Below are 21,491 nucleotides of genomic sequence, written 5' to 3' on the forward strand. Positions count from 1 at the left end.
TCATAACTTGTCCTTGTGTCCCGGACTTTGATCCCTTGGAACTTCGTTTTCTGCTGCGATCAGCAACCTGTCCCTCGCATCACGACCGACAGGGTCTTGAGGATCACCCAGGCATCCGTCGAAAAAGACAGCCGTCTGTTGTACATCTCGTCGTAATCGGCGCGTGCCGCAAAGGAGCTGTTGTTACGGTCCGAGATCTGCCAGAAGCCCGACACGCCGGGACGCAGATAGAAATACGCGCGGCCGGGATACAGCGTCGCCTGTTCCGGCATCATCGGCCGGGGGCCGACAAGGCTCATGTCGCCCTTCAGGACATTCCAAAGCTGCGGAAGCTCGTCCATCGACGTTTTCCGAATGGCATGGCCAAAGGTGGTGATGCGCGGGTCTTCGGTCAGCTTCTGCTTGACCTCCCATTCCTCGCGGGCCTTTTCACAGGCATCGAGGTGATCTTGCAGTTTTTGATCCGCGTTCGGCACCATTGTCCGCAGCTTCCACATGGTGAAGATGCGGCCATTGCGGCCAACGCGCTTTTGCCGGAAAAACGGATTGCATCCATCGCTGGCCACAAAAGCCGCGAGGATCAGAACGGTCGGCAGCACGATCGGCGCGGCCAACATGACAAGAACCACGTCCAGAACGCGCTTGCCTATTTTGCGATAGAGACCGTGTTTGCGAGTGCCAACTCTGGAGCGGAGTAAATCAATTGGCGCGCTTTCACGACGGAGAAAATTCTCATTTTGAACAGTCACTTTAAATATCTCCAAATTAAAAACTTTAACACGACCCTTAAAAACACGGGCCAGAATAACAGACTGCTCCGATGAGATTATTGTCCGGTAATAACGTTCCGAAACTTTATATTGTCCAGCTATCAAAATTACTGGTGCCTGTATCGGAAGCTTAACTCCAAGCCCGCTTTTCAACAACAGTAAATAAAGCGTTAACAACCCTCGGGAGAGAGCTCTGCTGTAAAACGTAGCGTAGGCTGCTACATTGTGTTTCATTGTGAGGTGAATATTGTCTCATTTTGCCGATTGTTTCCAAATCGGACCAACTTGCGGCCACTAAGGTTGCGCAATCCGGGCGAATCGACGCCATAATCGAATTGTCTAATGTCGTGAGGTGGATGTTTACAAAGTATTAACGGGCCTGCCATGAATGGGTACGCATTTGCCAAGATTGTTTGAATTTTAGTGCCGGTACGTTTGGTTAAAGTAACAGAGCCTTTGTGATCGTGTGTGGGGAGGATATCCCGGCACGGACCCGGGGGGCGAATGAATGAGTTTCGACAGGATGAACCAATCACCCCGATTCAGATTGTTCGGCGCGGCGTCAGCACCGGCCGACCCTCGCGGTGCGCGCAGCGACGCCGACGATGTCTCGGGGGCAACAGGCAATGTCCTGGTTCTCGACAACCCGATTGTTCCGCCTGAAGCGCAGAGCGAAACCCAGGCCACGGACACGGCGCAGACAGGCAAAACGGCAAACGCCGGACATATTTCGAGCCGCATTGATCGGTACGTTGGACAGCATGAGGCGTCTTCTAGAGACAAGGGTGAAGGTGGAGCCGATGTTCATATGAGCAATTCCGATACTACGTTCGATATTTACACCGAGCATTTCGGCCTGCACTCGCGCCCGTTTTCCCTTGTGCCGGACCCTGATTTCATTTTCTGGTCCCCCGCTCACCGGCGGGCCTACACGATGCTGGAATACGGCCTGCTGACCCGCGCCCCGATCACGCTGATCACCGGCGAGGTGGGGTCGGGCAAGACCACGCTTCTGCACCACCTTCTGAAGTCGCTCGACAGGTTTACCAAGGTCGGCCTTGTCTCCAACGCCCATGGCACGCGCGGCGAATTGCTGCGGTGGGTGTTGATGTCTCTCGATCAACCGGCCGGCCCGAACGCGACCTATGTGGATCTGTTCGATGCGTTCCAAAAATACCTGATCACCGAATATGCCCGCGGCAACCGGGTGGTGGTGATCTTCGACGAGGCCCAGAACCTCAGCCGCGAGTCGCTTGAAGAATTGCGGATGTTCACCAACATCAATTCCAACAAGGACGAGCTGTTGCAGCTGGTCCTTGTCGGTCAGCCCGAGTTGCGCGACATCATCCGCAAACCGGACCTGAGGCAATTCGCCCAGCGCGTGGCCTCGAGCTTTCATCTGGGGCCGATGGATGTGGACACCGTTCAGGCCTATATCGGGCATCGTCTAATCAAGGCCGGCGCGCGCAAGAACCTGTTCACCCGCCGCGCCTGCGAGCTGGTCCACGAACAGACCGGCGGCGTGCCAAGGCTGGTCAACCAGTTGGCCGACCTTTCCATGGTCTATGCTTTTACAAACAACCAAAGAACCGTCACGGATCGAACGGTCCAACAGGTTCTGGATGATGGCACCTTTTTCGGTGCGGGCGCTTTCGAGCAAACGGATGATTTTGATTGATGCTTGATGATATGAAGTTCTTCCTGTCTCTGTTCATGAGACGTATTCACTATTTTCTTCTGGTGTTCGTCGCGGTCGCGGGCGTTGGCCTGACCACCGCCTATACGCTGCCCCCGGTTTACGAGGCCGAGGCCCAATTGCTGGTGGAATCGCCGCAGATTCCCGGAAATCTCGCGGCATCGACGGTCGAGGTTTCGGCCCCCGAAATTCTGCAGATCATCCGCCAGCGCCTGCTGACGCGCGCCAATCTTCTGGATATCTCGCGCGAATTCAGCGTCCATGCGGACCGGCCCGGCATGTCGCCCGATGCCATCGTGGAAGACATGCGCAAACGGATATCCATGGGCCTGCCGCGCAGCCGCGACGCCGCTGCGTTCGTGTCGCTGTCCTTCAAAGCGTCAAACGGCGCGCTTTCGGCGCGTGTCACCAACGAGCTTGTGACCCGCGTGCTCGAAGAGAACGTGTCGATGCGCAAGGCCGCATCGGGCCAGACGCTGGAATTCTTCGTTCAGGAAGTCGCGCGATTGGATCAGGAATTGGCCGATCAGGGCCAGCGCATTCTGGAATTCAAGCTCAGAAACCAGAATGCCCTGCCCGAAAGCGTCGATTTCCGTCGCAACCGTCAGGCTTCCTTGCAGGAACGCATCCTGCAGATCGAACGCGATCTGAGCAGCTTGCGAGACCGCCGCGACCGGCTGACGGAAATGTACGAGCGCACGGGCAGCATCACCATGTCCGAAGAGGAGATGACGCCGGAAGAACGCCGGCTGATCCAGCTTCAGGACGATCTGACCACGGCACTGACGGTCTATTCCGAGCAAAACCCCCGCATCCAGAACCTGCAACGGCGCGTCGAAGTGCTTGAGAACAAGGTCGCTGAACAGCGCGCCGCCGAGGGCCAGGGCAGCGAAGACCTGTCGCCTTATGAAATCCAGATTGCCGATATCGAAGGTCAGATGGAGTTCCTGATCGAACAGCGCACCACGATCGAAGAGGATCTGACCGAACTCAACGCGTCTCTCGAAGCGACCCCGGCAAATGCCATCACCCTTGGCACGCTGGAACGCGACTACGAGAACCTGCGCATACAGTACAATCAGGCCACGGCCGATCTGTCCACCGCGCGCACAGGCGATCAGATCGAGGCGCAATCGCGCGGACAGCGTATCACGGTGATCGAACAAGCCGTGGCCCCGCGCGAGCCTACTGCCCCCGATCGCCGCAAGATCGCGATCATGGGCATCGGCGGCGGGATCATCATGGGCGCAGGGCTCGTGGCACTGCTGGAACTGTTGAACAGCTCGATCCGCAGGCCCGCCGATCTGACCAACCGGCTCGGTATCACACCGTTCATGACCATCCCCTATATCCGCACGAAACGTCAGAGGGTCGCGCGCCGAACGCTGATTGGCCTTGCGATTGCGCTTGTCGCCATAGGCATTCCGCTCACTCTGTATCTGTTGCACACCTATTACCTCCCGATGGACCTGCTGATCGAACGTGCGCTGGACAAAACAGGCTTGTCCGGCCTTCTCGAACAGCTTGGCCTGTCCTTGTGAAGAAGGGACGCTGATCATGGAACGAATCCAATCCGCCATCGAAAAGGCACGTCAAGCCCGCCAGCAAGGCACACGCCCCGAGCCACAGCAGGCACCATCGGCAGCGCCGCGCGACACAACCGTGACCGCGCCGCAAGTCTCGGTCGTTGAAAAGGAAGCAGACCCAAAGCGTGATGCGCTTTGGAAAACCGTCCGGACATTTCAGCCGAAACCCGCAAAGCTGACGCATAACCGCATTCTGGCCTATCAGGCCTGCCCCGAGGCGGCGCCCTATGACATGATGCGCACCAAGCTGATGCAGAAGATGCGCAAGCAGGGCTGGCGGCGGGTCGGGTTCACTTCACCGGGCGCGGGCAGCGGCAAGACGATGACATGCCTCAACCTGGCCTTCAGCCTTGCGCGGCAAAGCGATCTCAAGATCATGGTGGTCGAGCTCGACATGCGCCGCCCCTCGATCGCCAGGGTTCTGGGCCTGAAGGAGCCTGTGCAATTCTCCGAAGCCCTCGCCGAAAAGGAGCCGCCCGAGGATCACCTTTTGCGCTATGGCACCAACCTGATCTTCGCGGTGAACCAATCTTCGAAACGTCATTCGGCGGAACTCCTGCAGGGCAGCAGTGCGGCTGGTGTGCTGGACCGGCTCGAAGCCGCTTATGCGCCCGATGTGATGATCTTCGACACGCCACCGCTGCTGGTCAGCGACGATACGCTGGCGTTTCTCGATCAGATCGACTGCGCACTTCTCGTGGCCGAGGCCGAGCGCACGCGCCCCGCAGAAGTCGACAAATGCGAGCAGGAGCTTGCCGCGCGGACCAATGTTCTTGGCGTCGTTTTGAACAAATGCCGCTACATGGATCGCAGCGACAGCTATGGATATTACGGGTACTGACACCCTGACCCGGTTGCCCCTATCCGCACGGCGCACGCCTGCGGGCGTGAGACACTGGCACATTGTCGCCGATGCCGCCTGACGGGGATTCTACAGGTCTGCGCCTTCTGATAATGTGAAGCTAGGCAGGGTGAGTGCAGGCTCACAATTAATAAAGGCCGAACGCGTCATGAGACCGAGGCTTCTTTTTGAAGTTTTGCTCGTTTTGATATTGTTGTTTGCCCTGCCGTCCAATGGTCACGCAATGACCCAAAAAATATTGGAAAAAGGCATGAACGCAGGCACGCAATTCACTCTCGGCGAGTTTTTCCCATCTGTGGCCAAAACCGGGCAAGCCCCTGTTATTCTGCCACAATCAAGCCAAACTGACACCACGAACGCATTCTATGCCGACAGTTCATATTTTAGACTGTTGGAGATTGCAGAGATGTCGATTTTTCAAATAATGGCTTCTTCACGGCTGACGACAAGCAATGGCAACTCATGGGACGCCAGTGTCACCGAAACTCATGAAGAGGTCGGCCCGTTTCAGGATATCGCTCCAGTCGCCTGGACAATGCCAGTCTTCAGCATGTCGTGGTTCTCGTGGCCTGTAATGGCCCCTGCCGCAGTTCCGGTTGTCAATGTCAGTGTCAGCCCCGCAGCCTATTCCTGGAGCAACCCCTGGACCAGCGTCAATACCTCTGCCACCGATCCATACATGTCGGGAAGCGCCCTCTACGGAACCTCCTCGTCAGGCTCCTGGAGCGGGGCTTCCACCTCATCCTCGGACACGAGCACACGCGGTGGGGTTGAGACCGGCGCAAATCAGGGGATTTTCGCAAGCCTTTACCAGCCATTCTACGCCTTTGATTTCTGGAACGGGATCTTCGGGAATACGGCACGCCCCGCAACGCCCAAGGAAACCCCGGTCAGTCAGCCCTCCTCCCCGCCCGCAGCCGAGGAAGAGCCCCCCGCCCCCGAGGCCCCGGCGCAGGATGATACGCAAACGGATGTCAATCCTTCTCCGGATATGCCGACAATGGGCGACGATACGGGCGACCATATGTCGGGCGGCGACACAACCGATCATGGCTCTCACGACATGAGCGATGACTACACTGATCATTCTGACCATGACATGGGAGACGGGACAACCGATCAACCCTCCACCGATATGGGCGGCGACATGACCGATCATGGATCCCATGACATGAGCGGTGACGGCACCGATCATTCCGGTCATGACATGGGAGATGGGACAACCGATCAACCCTCCACCGACATGGGCGGCGACATGACCGATCATTCGGGCCACGACATGGACGGCCAGCATGATCACGGCGACATGGCACAGACCGGTGGCGGCCTGCCCCATGGTGCGACACAGGCCGAGATAGACGCCTTCGTGCAAACGGTCATCACGGCGCCGGATATGGATCACTCCATGCATATGGATGACATGGGCAAGATGATGGAGCATAGCGAATTGCTCGATCTCGTGCCCCGTGCCGAGGCGACCCATATCGCGATCCGCAATGGCGACTGGTTCGATTCGGCCACATGGCACAATGGCCTGATCCCCGGCGAAGATGCCAAGGTGCTGATCCCGAAGGACATCTCCATCCGCTACAATGGCGAAAGCGACGCGTCTCTCTTTACCCTGCGCGTCGATGGCGATCTGAGCTTTGCGACCGATATGAACACCAAGATGCTGATCGACACCTTCGTGGTCGATAGCAGCGGGCGGCTGGAAATCGGCACCAAGGACAATCCCGTTCAAAGCGGTTTCGACACGAAGATCATTTTCGCCAATAACGGCGATATCGATGTCGGCTGGGATCCCACACTCCTGTCGCGCGGCCTGATCTCGCATGGTCAGGTGGACATCCACGGCGAGGAAAAGACCGAGTTCCTCAAGGTCGCCGATGCCCCGATGGCTGGCGATACGCAGATCGTCCTGTCCGAGATCCCCGAAAACTGGTCCGTCGGCGATACCATCGTCATCACCGGCACGCACAAGGAAGGCTGGCGTTGGGACGGCGCGAAGATGGCGCATTTCGAAAGCCAGGACGAAGAGGTGACGATCACCGCGATCGACGGCAACACGATCACGATCGGCGAGCCTCTGCAATTCGACCACGACACACCGCGCGCCGATCTGGCCGCTTATGTCGCCAACATGACGCGCAACATCACCTTCACCAGCGAAGATGGCGAGGCCTCGGCCCTGCATCACCGCGGTCACGTGATGTTCATGCATAATGACGATGTCGACGTTCGCTATGCCGCCTTCGACGATCTGGGACGCACAGACAAGTCGCGCCCCGCCGGGGATCTGGACTTCTTCGACACGATCGAGGCGGATACGAATATCAAGAGCCGGTATTCCTTCCATTTCCACAAGACCGGCACCGAAATCGACAACGACCCGGCCTATGCCATTGGCAACACTGTGAGCGGCTCGCCCGGCTGGGGCTTCGTGCACCATTCAAGCCATGCGGATTTCGTTAGCAACGTCGCCTTCGACGTCTTCGGCGCCGCCTTTGCGGCCGAGGATGGCGACGAGACGGGCATCTGGCGCGAGAATTTGGCTATTCGGTCGGTGGGAATTGGGGCTGGCGATGCAGCGGTCAAACAAAGCCCAGATGTAGAGATGGATGACAACGGGCGCACTGGTGATGGCTTTTTCTTTGCTGGTCGTCTTGTAGAGAGCATGGACAATGTTGCGGCGAATACCACCCATGGCTTTGTCTGGCTCACCCGTGGCCCCCGGACCGACAACGAGGCCGAAACCCTTGAGCATGGTGAGATGGCCATTGGCGAGAACAGCATATCGCCGAGTGCTGCACCAATTCAGGAATTTTCCGGGAATGAGGCCTTCGGGACGGAGCACGGGTTGATCGTCGTCAAGTCCTCTCCAAATCAGGGGCATGATTTCCGCACAATTCTCGAGGATTTCGTGAACTGGGAAACCCGCAATGGCATAAACCTGACCTACACCAGTCACTATACGCTCAAAGACATCGATATTCTTGCGACCCAAACCGATGAATGGTTTGGGCGTCCGCAGACCGGGTTCATATTGGGCACGAACACGATCGATTTGGTCGCGAACAGAATATCCATTGAAGGATTTGAGACAGCGATCAACTTCTCGGATCATTTTACAATGCCCGTGGAAGACAAAGATGTGGGGCATGTGTTGATTGATCTGACGCTTGTAAACAACACGAATGATTTCGCACATTACGACCCCGCGCGGCACACCCTGATGTCGTCCGATGACCTTGTCGAAGGCCGTCTTTCCTTCGACCTCGCACATTCGGGCCCGATCAGCATATATCCCGACCATCTGCAACTGGCGGGCTTGAAGACGGACTCGATTGGAACGACGGAACGCGGTACGGGCGCTGACAAGCACACCGTGTTTTTCTGGGACCTGAAAAACTTTGTCCGGGAAAACGGCTACTGGGAGACCGAAGACGGTCGCACCGTGCTGCTTGTTCCTGATGCGATTACAGACCGTGCCACGGGCGAAATTCTGAAAATCCAGCATGTGGTTGAAATTTCCAACAGCAGAAGTGTGCTGGACAACAACCTCGCCTCTTTCAGCAACGGCATTCTGCCTTCCGACAATCAGGCGCCTACGTCCGGTGATGACCAGGCCTCGACCTCTGCCAATACCAGCGTACTCATCGATGTGCTCGCAAACGACATGGATCTCGATGGCGACATGCTGATGATCGACAGCTTCGAAAATCCGGCAAACGGGCGGGCGATCATTCTGGACAACGGACTGCTCGAATACACGCCGGACCACGATTTTACCGGCAATGAAACCTTCACATATTGGGCAACCGACGAATACGGGTACAGGTCAGCGGCGACCATAACTGTGGATGTCTGGGATATATAGTCCCGGGCGACCAGCAGCGTTGGCGGTATGTTTCGCCAACGCACATTTACGGTTCACGACCGCAGACCCAAAATCACCAAATTCACTCCTCCGGCTGCAAAGAAATAGGCCCTCCCACTCCAAGTGGAAGGGCCTTCATTCAGGGCTTCAGCCGGTGAAGTGCGGCGCCTGTCAGGCTGCTTTCTTGCGCTTGCGCGAGGCAACGCCCAACCCGCCGAGAGCCGTCAGCAGAAGCAGACCTCCCGCAGGAAGCGGAACCGCTGCAACAACATTCGAGAACTCGAATGCGGGTTGATCCGTACCGCCGCTCAGTCCGAAGTTCGAATAGAACTTAACCTCATCGAAGTTAAAGCCCGAGATCTTCACAAAGGCCGCGCCACTTGCAGCCGGCTCTCCACCAGACGCAAAGATATCCGCACCAGACACCGTTTCTACCAAGCTGCCACCGGCGTAGAACTCGATAGCGTTGTAAAGGTCGACGGACCCCCAGAGCAGCGAAAGAAACGCCGAATTCGGCGCGACGGTCATCACCGCCGGGGATTGAACCAGATTTGGCGAACCCACGGTGAAATACTCGATCTGCTGCCAGTTGGCAATTTGATCCGCTGCAGGCACATCGACCCCGTTATCGGCGCTTCTCGGATCGAAAGGCGACTTGTACTGCCCACCGAACGAGTTAGTCTCAGTCGACGGAGCCGCCATCCAAGCCGCACCCGGGCTAAGCGTTGTCGTGTTGTTGAGGTCCACTTCAGACCACGATTCAGGTGCGTTTGCTCCAACCACCACAAAGGTCGCAGCACTCGCCGCGCCAGTCAGTGCAAAAGCTGCCACAGCCGCACCCAACAAAGTTGATTTAATTCCCATTTCAATTCCCCCTTCAAAGGTCAATACGAACAAAAATAAATTTCACACCCAAGGGTACACACAGAATTGCCTTATTCAAAGAAGAATTGGGCCGTTTTGGCCGAGAAAAGCCTTAATTACGCCATTTTTCATGAAAATTAGCGGGAGCGCATGCCCATGGGCGCCGCAAGCCGCGCGGGATAAGACGTCAGGCCGTATAAAATACGGGCCAAATCGTCTCATTGTTTCCAATTCGTGGATATAAATCTGTCAGAAATGACGCGAATCGGCGTCAGGGCCGGACGCACCCAGATGTCAGGGGCGTCTGCCGGCGCGGCTGGACGCGGTCACGCCGCCTTCCATAGCGGTTTCGCGGCCGTCTTGCAGGGTTTCGAGCATCGCCTGCGCAATAAGCCCCATGAGGACCAGAACACCCGTTCCGGCGTAAATGCCCATGGCCGCCAGCACACCATGGCCCATGACCATTGCACCGGCCCCGGTCACCAATCCCGTCATAACGGCGAGGACGACAAATCCGATCATCATGAGCGCTACCTCCTGGCTTGTGCCGGGCCGCCTGCAGCGGCTGGCGTATCCTGTGTCATGGTCATCTTTTCGGGCCTTTAAGGCAGCAGTAAGGCCGACAGATGTTAAATGTCCCTCATTATTGCCCCATTTTCGCCAAAAAGCTTGACGTGATGGCTTGCCCCTACGCGTTCGCGTGAAAACCCTCGAAATTGTTGCATCAATGGCACGCGTGTTTTAACAGTGGCTCCAAGCCTTTACCAAATTGTGATATGTCTTGGGTTGTCCGGTCCACGCAGGTATTTTGAGGACTGGGGGTAATAAGACGGAAACGGGAAGAGAATTTGACATGAAACGCATTATTGCACTGCTTTCCGCCCTGGTTATCGTGCCGTTCATGGCCGTGCAGACCTCGGCCCAGGAAAGCTACCGGATCAAACCCGGGGACGTTCTTCGCATCGAGGTTCTCGAGGACAGCAGCATCAACCGTGATACGCTTGTTCTGCCTGACGGGCGGATCTCTGTTCCTCTCGCAGGGACAGTGGCCGCAGCCGGACGTACTTTGACACAGGTTCGCGAGAACGTAACACAGGCGCTTGCGCCGAATTTCTCCAGCGGGCCGACCGTGTTTATGTCCATGGCGCGGCTGGCGCAGGATGACCTGCAAATGCTCGCTCAGGCGGATGAAGACACGGTGCCGATCTACGTGATGGGGGAAGTTGCCAATCCCGGCAAGGTCGAGGTGGCGGAAGGCACGACGATGCTGCAGCTTCTTGCCGAAATCGGCGGATTCTCGCGCTTCGCGGCCACGCAGCGGGTTCAATTGCGGCGTGTCGGCAAGGACGGCAAGGAGCGTGTCTACAACGTCAATTACAAAGACATCCTTGCCGGCAAATCCGGCATCGGGATGACAGTCATGGCACCCGGCGACGTCATCATTGTTCCGGAGCGCCGCCTGTTCGAATAACAAAAAACTCTATTGATAGGCGAGAGAGCAGTTTTGAAAAGCAGGCATTTCATACCGATCACCTTGGCAGGGGCTTCGGCCCTTGCGGTGTATCCGCTGTTTGCTCAGGAACAGGACGAGAGTGCGCTCAACGCATCACTCTCGGTCAGCCAGAGATTCGAGGCGGGCGACAATATCGCGCTGGACATCCCATCCTCCGGCAGCACGCAGCTTGCGACCACATCGCTGCGCTTCAATCTGAATTCCGAAACGCGCACCCAAAGCCTTTCGCTGTCGCTTGGCGGCGTGTTCCGTGAAGGCAATGTGCCATCCCGCTCCGAGATCTCGACCGGGTTCGCGGATCCCGACATTCGCCTGTCCTACAGCCGGGGAGGCGCCAATGCATTGTTCAGCATCGATGGGCGCTTCAGCCAGTCGGATGTGGGCTTTGTGCGGTCGATCGAGGACTTCATCGATCAGGATGGCGAGATCGTCCTGCCCGACGATTTCGACGAGCTCGATGGCCGCGGCAAGCGCAACAATTACAATCTGTCCACCCAGCTGCAAACCGGGCGCAACGCGCCGATCGGCTTTGTCTTCGATGCGGGCGTCAGTGGACTGTACTACACCGACAACGCCCGCGCCGGCCTGACCGACTCCGAGCGCAGCCGCGTAGGTGTGACCGCACTGCTTCGGTTTTCGCCGGTGACCACCGGTCGCGTGGCCCTGAATTACGACCGGTACGACTCCGACGACACACTCCAGACCAAGCGCGACACCTACTCGGTGAATTTTGGCGTCGAGAACCAGCTCTTCGATGGCACCGTCGTGGATGCCTCTCTCGGCTATACCGAAATCGACACGCGCGAAACCATCGGATCGACAACGAGATCGGGTGTGATCGGTCAGATCGGGCTTCAACGCCCGATGACCAACGGCGAGATCACCGCAAGCCTTGCCACAACGGTGGATCAGGCCGGGGACCGTGTGACCCTGCGCTTTGGCCGCAACCTGCAATTGCCCAACGGGTCGCTCTCGGCCAGCCTTGGCGCCACCAGCTTCGAAGGCGGCAGCCCCGATCTTGTCGGGTCGCTCAACTGGCAATACCAGTTGGCCAGAAGCGCCCTCAGCGTCCGCCTGAACCGGACCGTCAGCACCAACGACGAAGACGAAGAGCGTCTGGCAACCAGCGCCGTGGTCAATTACAGCTACGACATCAACACCCTGTCCAGCCTTGGCCTCAGCATGGATTACGGTCTGACCGACGGCACCGGCACCACCAATGAAACCGAACGCGCAGGCATCTCGCTCAGCTACAACCGGTCGCTCACCCGCGACTGGACGCTCAGCACGGGCGTCAGCCACCGCATCCGCGACGAAGAGCGTCTCGGGAATGCTGACTCGACCTCGGTTTTCGTGAGCCTGAGCCGCAGTTTCGACCTCTTGCCTTAAGGCACTTCACGCATAACTGCGACCTTGCAAGCTAACCCTGACCAATCCTCAAAAGGATCGTTTCGAGGAGATCATTCTTCTCAAGACTCTTTTCAGCAGTGGCTCGGAACTCAAAAAGCTTGAAAAAGCGATGCGGGCGACCCTGTATCTTATGGAGTCGATGCTGCTTCGTGACGCTCCGTACGCCAACTTTGTTTCTTCAAGTCGTGCTAGATGCCGACTCAAATCCCCTTGATCTAGAGACCGGTATCCGGGAAGCACAGGCATTGGTGGGACCACGGTCCTGAAGCCCTGTCGCAGCACATGACAAGCAAGGCGTTCTTGGATGAAAACTTTGAAGGGATAGCCCGATTTATCCAGATAACTCGTGGCGTCTTCATGTCGTTTACCTGCGGAAGAATTTTGGACAAAGTCGAAATATTCTTCCGCCAATTCCCTCCAGGAAAGCCAGAATGACCGGTCTGCAATCATGTAATTCGAAGTAACCGATGTCGAGTTGTCACTGACATAATGCGAAAGATCAACAGATTGACCAATCGCATCAAAGAACTCCGAGGCGCGTTCGATCAGGCCCGGGTGATGGTACTCGCCTTGGAGCCACGGGTTCAGAAAGAAATGCCGCATCATCCACTGCGAAGAATACAGAAGGACCTGAGCATCTTCTTGTTGCTGGGCAAAACTTATAGCCTCGCGGACCGTGACGCCGGTTTTTCGCACAAACTGAGGCGACACGAACCCGTAAAGCGTGTCGTCCCGCAGATCGTTTTGACGCAGATAACAAAGGATTGGCCAGAATTCGAACCAATCCGGCGGGCCATCCGTGTTGTCCAACGGCCTTGCTTCGGGCGCTAAAAGAGCAGCAGATTCTGCATCGTAGAATATTTGATGTAATTCAACTTTTTGCAATCCTTTTCCTTACCTAGAGAATGAACTAAATCCTTGAATTCATTTTAAAAACGCAGCGAGTTGACCGAAAATCCGTCGATATCGTACAAGCCAATTCCCCTTTTGGGTAGCTCCTATTGGCAGGTTATCTCAACTGAGTGATGGCTGATTTTCAAAAGACCATCGTGAGTCGATTGCGGACCACATCTGCAGTCTTGATGGCAGACGAAAAAGATTCGAAAAGATGTTCCGGCGTTCAAACGCGTATTTCAAACCGCAACATTACATTCGAAATACATGCATCTTGCCAAGCCGCGTTGAAGCTGCTTTTGGGCATGTGATGAACGCGTTCTTGCCCTCCGAGCGCCGGGCGCGCCTTGTGCTCCTTGCGCTGCTTGCGGTCTCGGTGCTTCCCGAGGCAATCTTGCTTGGTGCCGATTGGGGCATCTGGGGCAGCCCGCGCTGGCGCCGTTTCACCTATGAACATTTCGCCTTCTGGACGGGGCTTCTGCGGGGCTGGACACCGAACTATCCGCTGCAGCCCTGGCTCATGTTCGTCACCTATGCCGGTCTTCATGCCGGGCCGGGGCATCTGTTGGTCAACATGGTCACGCTTGTCTCAGTCGCCCATGCCGAGCTTGACCGGGTCGGCGCCTGGCGCTTTGCCACGATCTATGCGCTGTCGGTTCTTGGCGGGGCCGCGGGCTTTGCCCTGCTCAGCGACAAGCTGCAACCCATGGTCGGGGCCTCGGGTGCGCTCTTCGGACTGGTTGGCGCCTGGGTGATCTGGGACATCTCCGACACGCTGCGCGCGCGGCCGGGTATCACGTCGCTGGCCTATGCAATCCTGTGGCCGGTCACGCTGCTGGTCGTTCTGAACCTGCTGATGTTCTGGGCCACCTCGGGACATCTTGCGTGGGAAACCCATCTGGGCGGGTTCATCGCAGGTGCGCTTGCCGCACCGTTTCTCGACCGTCGGCGAAATCAGGCCTGAACCCGGCGTCCACCCGCCACGCGGCATAATCGGTAATGCACGCGGGTGCAGCTTGCGCTATGCTTGCCCCTATCGCTTGCAGATAACCCAAAAGCACATTTCATTGCCCCACGCGTTCCCTTCCCCCCGATCCAGAGGCCACCCGCAATGCTCCGGCTGATCGGTCGACTTGTTGTCTTTGTGCTGGTTGCAGGCGTTCTGGCTGGGTCGGCGATCTATGTCATGGTGCTTGACGATCGTCCGCTGATCGCCGAAAGCAGCGCCCCCAAGCCGCAGGATGTGGTGGTCGCCCGCAGCTTTGTGCACAGCATCCGCAGCGCCGCCGGAAACGGCGCGACACCGACCGAACCGCTGGTCATGTCCGACACCGAGCTCAACAGCCTGCTGCGCCTCGGTGCGCGGTTCGTGCCGGGCTTCCGGAGCGATCTGCGCATTGCCGGGGACAGCGCCGTTCTGCGCGCCTCGATCCCCGTGCCTTACACACCTGCGGTGAAATTCCTGAATATCTCGGCCCGTATCCCCGAGTTCGAAGGGCAGGTCATGCCCACCGATATCCGCGTGGGGCCGGTCCCGATCCCGCCCGGCCTTGCGCTTGAAATCGCACGTGTCGGCGCGAATACCGCCATCGGGAACGGGGTCGGCGACACAGTGCTCGGCGCCGTCACCCGGATGACGATTGACGACCAGAACCTCTCTTTCGATCTTGCCATGGACGACATGGGCAAGAACGGGATCATGCGCGGCCTGTTCGGCACGATGCGCGGCGCCGACATGCCGATGGCCTCGCAAATCGACCGCTATTACCTGATGATCCGTGAGGCAATGGAGCGGGGCGACCTGCCCGCGACCGGCAGCTACCTGCCCTATCTGCACTTCACCCTGCAGGCCGCACTTGACGGCAGCACGCCCGAAACCCTGCCCAATGCCTATACCGCCGCCATGTTCGCGCTCACCCGGGTCTGCGGCGCGCGGGACTTTCCGCTGATCGTCGGACGGCTGATCGGTGGAGATCTGGTGGCCGACCGCGACTGGCGCAGCGATTGCGACGAGGTCACGCTGAATGGCCGGATCGACAGTCGCCGGCACTTCACAACCGCCGCCGCGTTGCAGGCGGCCTCGAACCGCGGGTTCGCGGTGTCGGTCGGTGAATTCAAGGAGCTTTACGACACCCTGCAATCAGGCGGGTTCGACTTTACCGATCTTGCCGCCAACAATTCCGGCATACGAATGTCCAACCGCCTGATGACCGCGCCGCCGCAGGATTGGCCCGCTCTTCTGGCCCGCCTTCAGAGTGAGAATGACGTGATCGTGCCTTTTGACGATATCCCGCAGATCATGTCCCAAGCCGAATTCGACAGCCGCTACGGATCGGTAGACAGCGCCGAATATGCCGCCGTTCTGGACGCCATCGAAGCCCGGATCGACACGCTTGCGCTCCATGCCGCGCGCGACTGACCGTGCCGCACTAAAACACTTATTGGAACGACAGCAGGTCCACCGACAGTTCATCCCGGCTCGACACGGTCGCGGCATCTTGGTTGATCGGCATCCGGTCAACCGTCAACGGATGGCCCCGGCCAAGTGCGACATAAAGCTGAATGAAGGCCGAAGCGACATCGCGGGTGTTCTGCGCCAGCGCCGTGCGCGACGAGGACAGCGCGCGTTCGCGGTCCAGCACATCCAGCACGGTGATGTTCCCGCCGCTGCTCAGCAACTCGCGCGACAGATCAAGCGCCTGACGGTTCAGGGTCACCGCTTCGCGCGCCGCCGCAACCGACTTGCGGGCCGATGTCAGAAGGGTCTGGGCGTTCTCGACCTCCTCGACCGCGTCCAGAACGGCGATCCGCCACTGCAGATATGTCTGTTCGACCCGTGCCGCTGCGGCATCTTTTTCGGCCAAAAGGGCCGGCTGATTGAACACCGGCATAACAAGCCCGGCCAGCAGCGTTTCGGTCCGCGATCCGCCATTCGTGGGCGCCGATATCAGCCCCGAGAGGTTCAGACTGGGATAGCGGGCCGCGTCTGCCGCGCCCACATCTGACACCGCCGCCGCATATAATTGCTCGGCGCGCCGAATGTCCGGGCGCGCACGCAGAAGATCGGCAGGCACGCCCGCATCGATCGTGCCCTTCGGCATCGGTTGCTGCCCGCGATATCCCAGATCTATGCCAAGGCTGCCCACAGGCACGCCCAGCAATGTCGACAGACGGTTCCGCATCTGGATGATCCGGGCATCGAGCTGGGGAATTTCGGCGCGCGTCTCGGCCAGCAGGGACTGCGCCCGCAACAGATCAAGCCGCGTTGCAGCCCCGGCCCCAAGCTGGGTTTCGATATCCGTCAGCGTGCGCTGCCGCGAGCGCAGATCCCGCGCCCGGAAGGCGCGACTGCTCTGGAAGAACCGCAGATCGGCATAGGCTTGCGCCACTTCCGAAAGCACCGTGCGGCGGGCCTCGATCGTGTTGAACTCCGCCGCCTCGAGCCGGGCCTGCGCGGCACGGCTCCGAAAGCCCGTCTCGCCTGCAAGATTGATCTGGCCGTTGATCGAGAATTCACTGGTTTCCGAGACATTCGACGGCGCCCTGACGCTGGCATTCGCGTTTCCGCTCACCGGCACATTCGCACCGCGTGCGTTGGCCTCGGCCTCGCGCAAGCGGGCGCGGGCCTCCGCGACGCTCAGATTGTCGCTCATGCCGCGCACGACAAGCTGATCCAGAACCGGGTCGTTGAAATTGCGCCACCATTCCGTGTCTTCACGGGTCGGTGCCTTGACGGGGGCCAACACGGAATACCTGTCGGGCAAATCCGCCTCGAGCGGGCGATGCGCCATACCGATCTCGGCACAGCCTGCCAATAGGATCCCGAGCGGGATCATCATGATAATCCGCATGTTGAGCACTGCTCTCGACTGCCTCTTGATCGGCCTTGCCACATCTGACGGTGGCTTGTGACCGTTCTTATTAAGTCAAACTAACATGGATCGCCGCGCATTTCCATATTGCAGCCACTTTGTTGCAATCTTGTCTGATATGTGGCTTTTCTGCCAAGTGAGAGCAACGTCATTCCCGGAAGGCGCGGTTGAAAAAGCCCAGCATCGGCTCAGCCAGATACGCGATGGGCGAGCGTTCCCCGGTCTGGATGAACGCCTCGACCGGCATGCCGGGCAGCAGCCTTTCATCGCCCAGCTTGGCCAGTTCCGTCTCATAGGGCATGATCTCGGCCGCGTAATAGTTCATGCCGGTGGCTTCATCCTGCACCACATCGGCCGAAACCTTGGTCACCTGACCGAAAAGTTCGGGCGTTTTCTTCTGATCAAAGCCGGGAAAGCGCAAGGCAGCCTGCTGCCCGACGTAGATGTCGTTCACATTCAGCGACTCGACACGCGCCGCCACGACAAGCGCCTGATCCTGCGGAATGATATAAAGAAGCGGATCGGCGGGGCGCACGACGGATTGTTCAGCGAATACCTGCAGGTTGTAGACCAGACCGCTGACCGGCGCCCGGATGTCCAGCCGCGACAAGGTATCCTCCAGATCCAGCTTGCGCTCGGCCAGTTCGATCTCCCGGAATTGCAGATCGCGCAGGGTGCTGACCGCCTCTTCCCTGCGACGGGTCTCAAGCTGCAGCAGGGAAATGTCGTTGCTCGCCGCCTGCCCGCGCAGCTCGGCCATCTGTGCCTCAAGCCGCCCGATCTGCCCCAGCAGGTTGGCCTCTTCGCGCTTGAGTTCGTTGACGCGCGCCACCTGCGTCAACTGGTTGGCCAGCAGTCTTTGCTGATCGCGCAATTCCTCTCCTACCAGATCGGCCTGGGTCTCCAGCGCCCGCAATTGCGCATCGATGCCGGTGATCCGCTGATCGATCTGCTTGTTCTGCTCGCGCAGCAAACGGGCCTCCTGCCGAAGCGAGTCGCGCCGGGCCTCGAACAGGGTCCGTTCGCCCTTGACCATCGCAGCGACCTCGGGGCTGGTGGCGGCATCGGTCAGCAGCTGGTCACTGTAATTTATGGTGTCCGCACCGTCGCGCTCGGCCACAAGACGCGCCTTGCGGGCCGCGATCTCGCGCAGCTGTCCCTCGACAATCGCCAGTTCCGAGCGCTGTTTGCGCCCATCGAGGCGGATCAGCACCTCGCCCTTCGCCACGGTGTCGCTTTCATCGACAAGGATTTCGCCCACCACACCGCCATCGGGATGTTGCACGACCTGCCGGTTGGATTCCACGGTTACCGTGCCCGAAGTCACGACCGCACCCGAGATCCGGGCCATCACACTCCAGACGCCAAGCCCCCCGACCAGCACGACCAACGCCAGCACGCCGGCCAGAACCGGCTTGGTCGCACCCCATTTGGGGATGCTGTCCTGCCTGTCGTCGGTCAAAACGCCACCTTGTTCTTGCCTTGCAGCGATGTGCGCACAGGCTCCACATTTTTCAGCGTTTTCTGCATGACCTCGTCGCGCGGACCAAAGGCCGTCGCCATGCCCTTTTCCACCACCATCAGCAGATCGCATTCCGCGATCGCCGCGGGCCTGTGCGTCATCACGATGACGGACCGCCCCGAGTGCTTGAACCCGCTTACCGTCCTGTTGAGCGCCTCCGAGCCTTCGGCATCCAGCATCGAATTCGGCTCATCCAGGATCAGCAGCACCGGATCGCCATAAAGCGCCCTGGCCAGCGCGATGCGCTGGCGCTGACCGCCCGAAAGCTGGTTCTCGTTGCCATCAAGGAAGGTGTCATAGCCCTTTGGCAGCTGCATGATCATGTCATGCGCATTGGCCTGTTTGGCCGCCTTGACCACGGCTTCCGATGACGGATCGCTTTCCATGCGCGCGATATTCTCGGCGACTGTGCCCTGAAACAGCGACACGGTCTGCGGCAGATAACCGATATGCTGCCCCAGCCGGTCGGGATTGTATTGGTCCAGCGTGGCCCCGCCAAGACGCGCCTCACCAGCGGCCAGCGGCCAGTATCCCGCCAGCGCGCGCGCCAGCGTGGATTTGCCAGACCCGCTGCGCCCGATCACGCCCAGCGCCTGCCCCGGCTTGATCTCGAAGGTGATGTTGCGCAGGGTCGGCTTGCGCTGCCCCGGCGGCACCACCGTCATCGCCTTGGCCACCAGATGCGCTTCGGGTTTGGGTAGTTCGATCAGCTTGGGCCGGGGTGGCACGGTCTGCAGATACCGGCCAAGCGATTGCCAGCCCGAACGCGCCCTTTGCAAGATCGGCCAGTTGCCCATCGCCTGCTCCACCGGCGCCAGCGCCCGGCCCAGAAGGATCGACCCCGCGATCATCGAGCCCGGCGTCAGCTCGCCCTGGATCACGAAATAGGCGCCGGCGCCAAGCATCGCCGATTGCAGCAACAGCCGGAACGATTTGGTAAAGGCGGTAAAGCTTCCCGTCCAGTCATTGGAATGCACCGTCTGATCCAGCGCGATGTTGCGCAGCCGCATGAACCGTTTGCGCATATTGCCCGCAAGCCCCTGCGACAGCACCACTTCGCTGCCTGCGCGGGCGTGATCGGCGAATGTATGCGCCTGCTGGCTGGCCGCCTGCGATTTGCGCACCCGGTATCCGGTCAGATACTGGTTGAGCAGCGCCACCACCACGATGATCAGCCCGCCCGCCACGGCCATCCAGCCAAGAACCGGGTGAAAGATGAAGATCGCTGCGATGAAAACCGGCGTCCACGGCATGTCGAACAGCGCCAGAAGAACCGGCGACACGAAAAGCGCCTGCACAGAATCCAGATCGCGCAGCGCCGCACCCGACGCCGCATGCTCGCGCGGGTCCGAAGACCGATACAACGTCGCCTCGAACAATCGCCCATCGAGCGCCGACTGAAACCGCGCGCCCACCCGCGCCATCACCCGGCCCCTTGCATAATCCAGAACCGCCATCAGCGCGTACAGCCCCAGAACCAGAACCGACAGCGCCACAAGCGTCTCGACCGACCGCGACGCCAGCACCCGGTCATAGACCTGCAGCATGTACAAAGGCCCGGTCAGCATCAGGAGGTTGACGAAGATGGAAAACACGAAGGCCCAGAAAAACAGAACCAGTCCCTTGCGGCGCGCAGCACGCATTTCCGGAAAACCGGGCTTGGCCTGTCCTGTCATGATCCTGCACTGCTCCAGGGTCGAATGAGTATCGTCATGCTATTCTTTGCCGGAAAAATGGAAACAGTTTCTAAATATACGCTATGTTTGTTTTCATTTACGCGATTACGCCGCGGCGCGCCACCATTAACCATATGCCGCAGCCCTTTGGGCGGAGCATGGCTTGATTTTGCGCGCGATGTGACCGAGACAGATGGGAATGACTGGTTTGAGCAGCCTTTTGCACCGCCTTGGCCTTGGCCGACCCGGCTTTGATGCGGCCCTTGCCCCTGACCGCGCCTTCGTGGCGGTGGGCGATATCCATGGCATGCACGACCTGCTCGACGCGCTCATCGCCAAGCTCGCGACCGAGGCGCCGGACCTGCCGCTGGTCTTTGTCGGCGACTATGTCGATCGCGGCCCCGACAGCGCCGGCGTGCTGCGCCGCCTGATGGAGCTGGACCCCGATGCCACCGGCGGCGGCTGTCTTCTGGGCAATCACGAAGCGATGATGCTCGAATTTCTCGACACGCCCGACAGCGCCGGCCGCCTGTGGATGGCCAATGGCGGCGCGGAAACGCTTCGCAGCTTCGGCATCGCCGACCCCGAGGATCACCCCTTCGAGACGCTGCGCGACAGGCTCCGCGCCGCGGCGGGCGACGCCCTGCTGGATTGGCTATCGCAGCGCCCGTTGATCTGGCAAAGCGGCAATGTCGTGGTCAGCCATGCGGGCGGCGATCCGAACCTGCCCATTGAGCCGCGCCGTGGCCATGGCCTTCTGTGGGGGCATCCTCATCTGTTCGACACACCCCGCAAGGACGGGCTATGGATGGTGCACGGTCATTTCATCCTCGATGCCCCCGTAATGAAAGCAGGCCGGATCGGCATCGATACGGGCGCCTTTCAAACCGGGCGCCTGACCGCCGCGATCATCGAACCGGGCTATGTGCGCTTCATCCACAGCTGATCC

16 protein-coding genes are annotated in these 21,491 nt (G+C 59.1%); 9 read left to right on the top strand and 7 right to left on the bottom strand.

Going from position 1 to position 21,491, the window contains the following annotated elements; translation table 11 throughout:
• Window positions 1–59 precede the first annotated feature (59 nt).
• Complete coding sequence (locus tag RAZWK3B_RS00420; protein WP_083798930.1) at window positions 60–1,004, bottom strand: sugar transferase; 945 nt, start codon at window positions 1,002–1,004, stop codon at window positions 60–62.
• A 574-nt stretch (window positions 1,005–1,578) separates the two neighbouring features.
• Between RAZWK3B_RS00420 and RAZWK3B_RS00425 the strand changes: the two genes are divergently transcribed.
• From RAZWK3B_RS00425 to RAZWK3B_RS00440, 4 genes are all read left to right on the top strand, one after another.
• On the top strand, window positions 1,579–2,448 hold the full coding sequence (locus RAZWK3B_RS00425) for an ExeA family protein (RefSeq protein ID WP_037294894.1): 870 nt from the start codon (window positions 1,579–1,581) through the stop codon (window positions 2,446–2,448).
• A complete protein-coding gene (locus RAZWK3B_RS00430; protein WP_007811177.1) occupies window positions 2,448–4,007 on the top strand; it encodes a GumC family protein in 1,560 nt (519 codons plus the stop codon). The genes RAZWK3B_RS00425 and RAZWK3B_RS00430 overlap by 1 nt, the downstream gene beginning before the upstream one ends.
• A 16-nt stretch (window positions 4,008–4,023) precedes the next feature.
• A complete protein-coding gene (locus tag RAZWK3B_RS00435; RefSeq protein ID WP_007811179.1) occupies window positions 4,024–4,893 on the top strand; it encodes a CpsD/CapB family tyrosine-protein kinase in 870 nt (289 codons plus the stop codon).
• Between the two features lie 427 nt (window positions 4,894–5,320).
• On the top strand, window positions 5,321–8,791 hold the full coding sequence (locus tag RAZWK3B_RS00440) for an Ig-like domain-containing protein (RefSeq protein WP_198133226.1): 3,471 nt from the start codon (window positions 5,321–5,323) through the stop codon (window positions 8,789–8,791).
• A gap of 171 nt (window positions 8,792–8,962) precedes the next feature.
• On the opposite strand, the gene RAZWK3B_RS20375 is transcribed toward RAZWK3B_RS00440, so the two are convergent.
• Both RAZWK3B_RS20375 and RAZWK3B_RS00450 read right to left on the bottom strand, forming a co-directional pair.
• A complete protein-coding gene (locus RAZWK3B_RS20375) occupies window positions 8,963–9,688 on the bottom strand; it encodes an Npun_F0296 family exosortase-dependent surface protein (RefSeq protein WP_198133227.1) in 726 nt (241 codons plus the stop codon).
• 261 nt (window positions 9,689–9,949) lie between these two features.
• A complete protein-coding gene (locus tag RAZWK3B_RS00450) occupies window positions 9,950–10,180 on the bottom strand; it encodes a hypothetical protein (protein WP_007811184.1) in 231 nt (76 codons plus the stop codon).
• A gap of 328 nt (window positions 10,181–10,508) precedes the next feature.
• Here RAZWK3B_RS00450 and RAZWK3B_RS00455 point away from each other — a divergent pair, with 328 nt between their 5' ends.
• Both RAZWK3B_RS00455 and RAZWK3B_RS20055 read left to right on the top strand, forming a co-directional pair.
• Complete coding sequence (locus RAZWK3B_RS00455) at window positions 10,509–11,126, top strand: polysaccharide biosynthesis/export family protein (protein ID WP_007811186.1); 618 nt, start codon at window positions 10,509–10,511, stop codon at window positions 11,124–11,126.
• 33 nt (window positions 11,127–11,159) lie between these two features.
• Complete coding sequence (locus tag RAZWK3B_RS20055; protein WP_007811188.1) at window positions 11,160–12,557, top strand: hypothetical protein; 1,398 nt, start codon at window positions 11,160–11,162, stop codon at window positions 12,555–12,557.
• A 48-nt stretch (window positions 12,558–12,605) separates the two neighbouring features.
• On the opposite strand, the gene RAZWK3B_RS20935 is transcribed toward RAZWK3B_RS20055, so the two are convergent.
• Complete coding sequence (locus RAZWK3B_RS20935; protein WP_157132090.1) at window positions 12,606–13,463, bottom strand: hypothetical protein; 858 nt, start codon at window positions 13,461–13,463, stop codon at window positions 12,606–12,608.
• Between the two features lie 319 nt (window positions 13,464–13,782).
• Between RAZWK3B_RS20935 and RAZWK3B_RS00475 the strand changes: the two genes are divergently transcribed.
• The gene (locus tag RAZWK3B_RS00475; protein ID WP_007811192.1) at window positions 13,783–14,436 is read left to right on the top strand and encodes a rhomboid family intramembrane serine protease; all 654 of its coding nucleotides are present in this window, start codon (window positions 13,783–13,785) and stop codon (window positions 14,434–14,436) included.
• Window positions 14,437–14,583: 147 nt separating this feature from the next.
• Window positions 14,584–15,891 (top strand): YfiM family lipoprotein, encoded by a 1,308-nt coding sequence (locus RAZWK3B_RS00480; RefSeq protein ID WP_007811194.1) that lies wholly within the window; start codon window positions 14,584–14,586, stop codon window positions 15,889–15,891.
• Window positions 15,892–15,910: 19 nt separating this feature from the next.
• On the opposite strand, the gene RAZWK3B_RS00485 is transcribed toward RAZWK3B_RS00480, so the two are convergent.
• The 3 genes from RAZWK3B_RS00485 to RAZWK3B_RS00495 form a co-directional block, all read right to left on the bottom strand.
• Entirely contained in the window at window positions 15,911–17,311 is a 1,401-nt protein-coding gene (locus tag RAZWK3B_RS00485) for an efflux transporter outer membrane subunit (protein WP_037294750.1), read from the bottom strand.
• Window positions 17,312–17,492: 181 nt separating this feature from the next.
• On the bottom strand, window positions 17,493–18,806 hold the full coding sequence (locus RAZWK3B_RS00490; RefSeq protein ID WP_007811198.1) for an HlyD family type I secretion periplasmic adaptor subunit: 1,314 nt from the start codon (window positions 18,804–18,806) through the stop codon (window positions 17,493–17,495).
• On the bottom strand, window positions 18,803–20,542 hold the full coding sequence (locus RAZWK3B_RS00495) for a type I secretion system permease/ATPase (RefSeq protein WP_007811200.1): 1,740 nt from the start codon (window positions 20,540–20,542) through the stop codon (window positions 18,803–18,805). The genes RAZWK3B_RS00490 and RAZWK3B_RS00495 overlap by 4 nt, the downstream gene beginning before the upstream one ends.
• A gap of 199 nt (window positions 20,543–20,741) precedes the next feature.
• Between RAZWK3B_RS00495 and RAZWK3B_RS00500 the strand changes: the two genes are divergently transcribed.
• Complete coding sequence (locus tag RAZWK3B_RS00500) at window positions 20,742–21,488, top strand: metallophosphoesterase (protein WP_007811202.1); 747 nt, start codon at window positions 20,742–20,744, stop codon at window positions 21,486–21,488.
• Window positions 21,489–21,491 lie beyond the last annotated feature (3 nt).

It is taken from the genome of Roseobacter sp. AzwK-3b (assembly GCF_000170875.1).
In the GTDB taxonomy this organism is placed as follows: domain Bacteria; phylum Pseudomonadota; class Alphaproteobacteria; order Rhodobacterales; family Rhodobacteraceae; genus Roseovarius; species Roseovarius litoreus.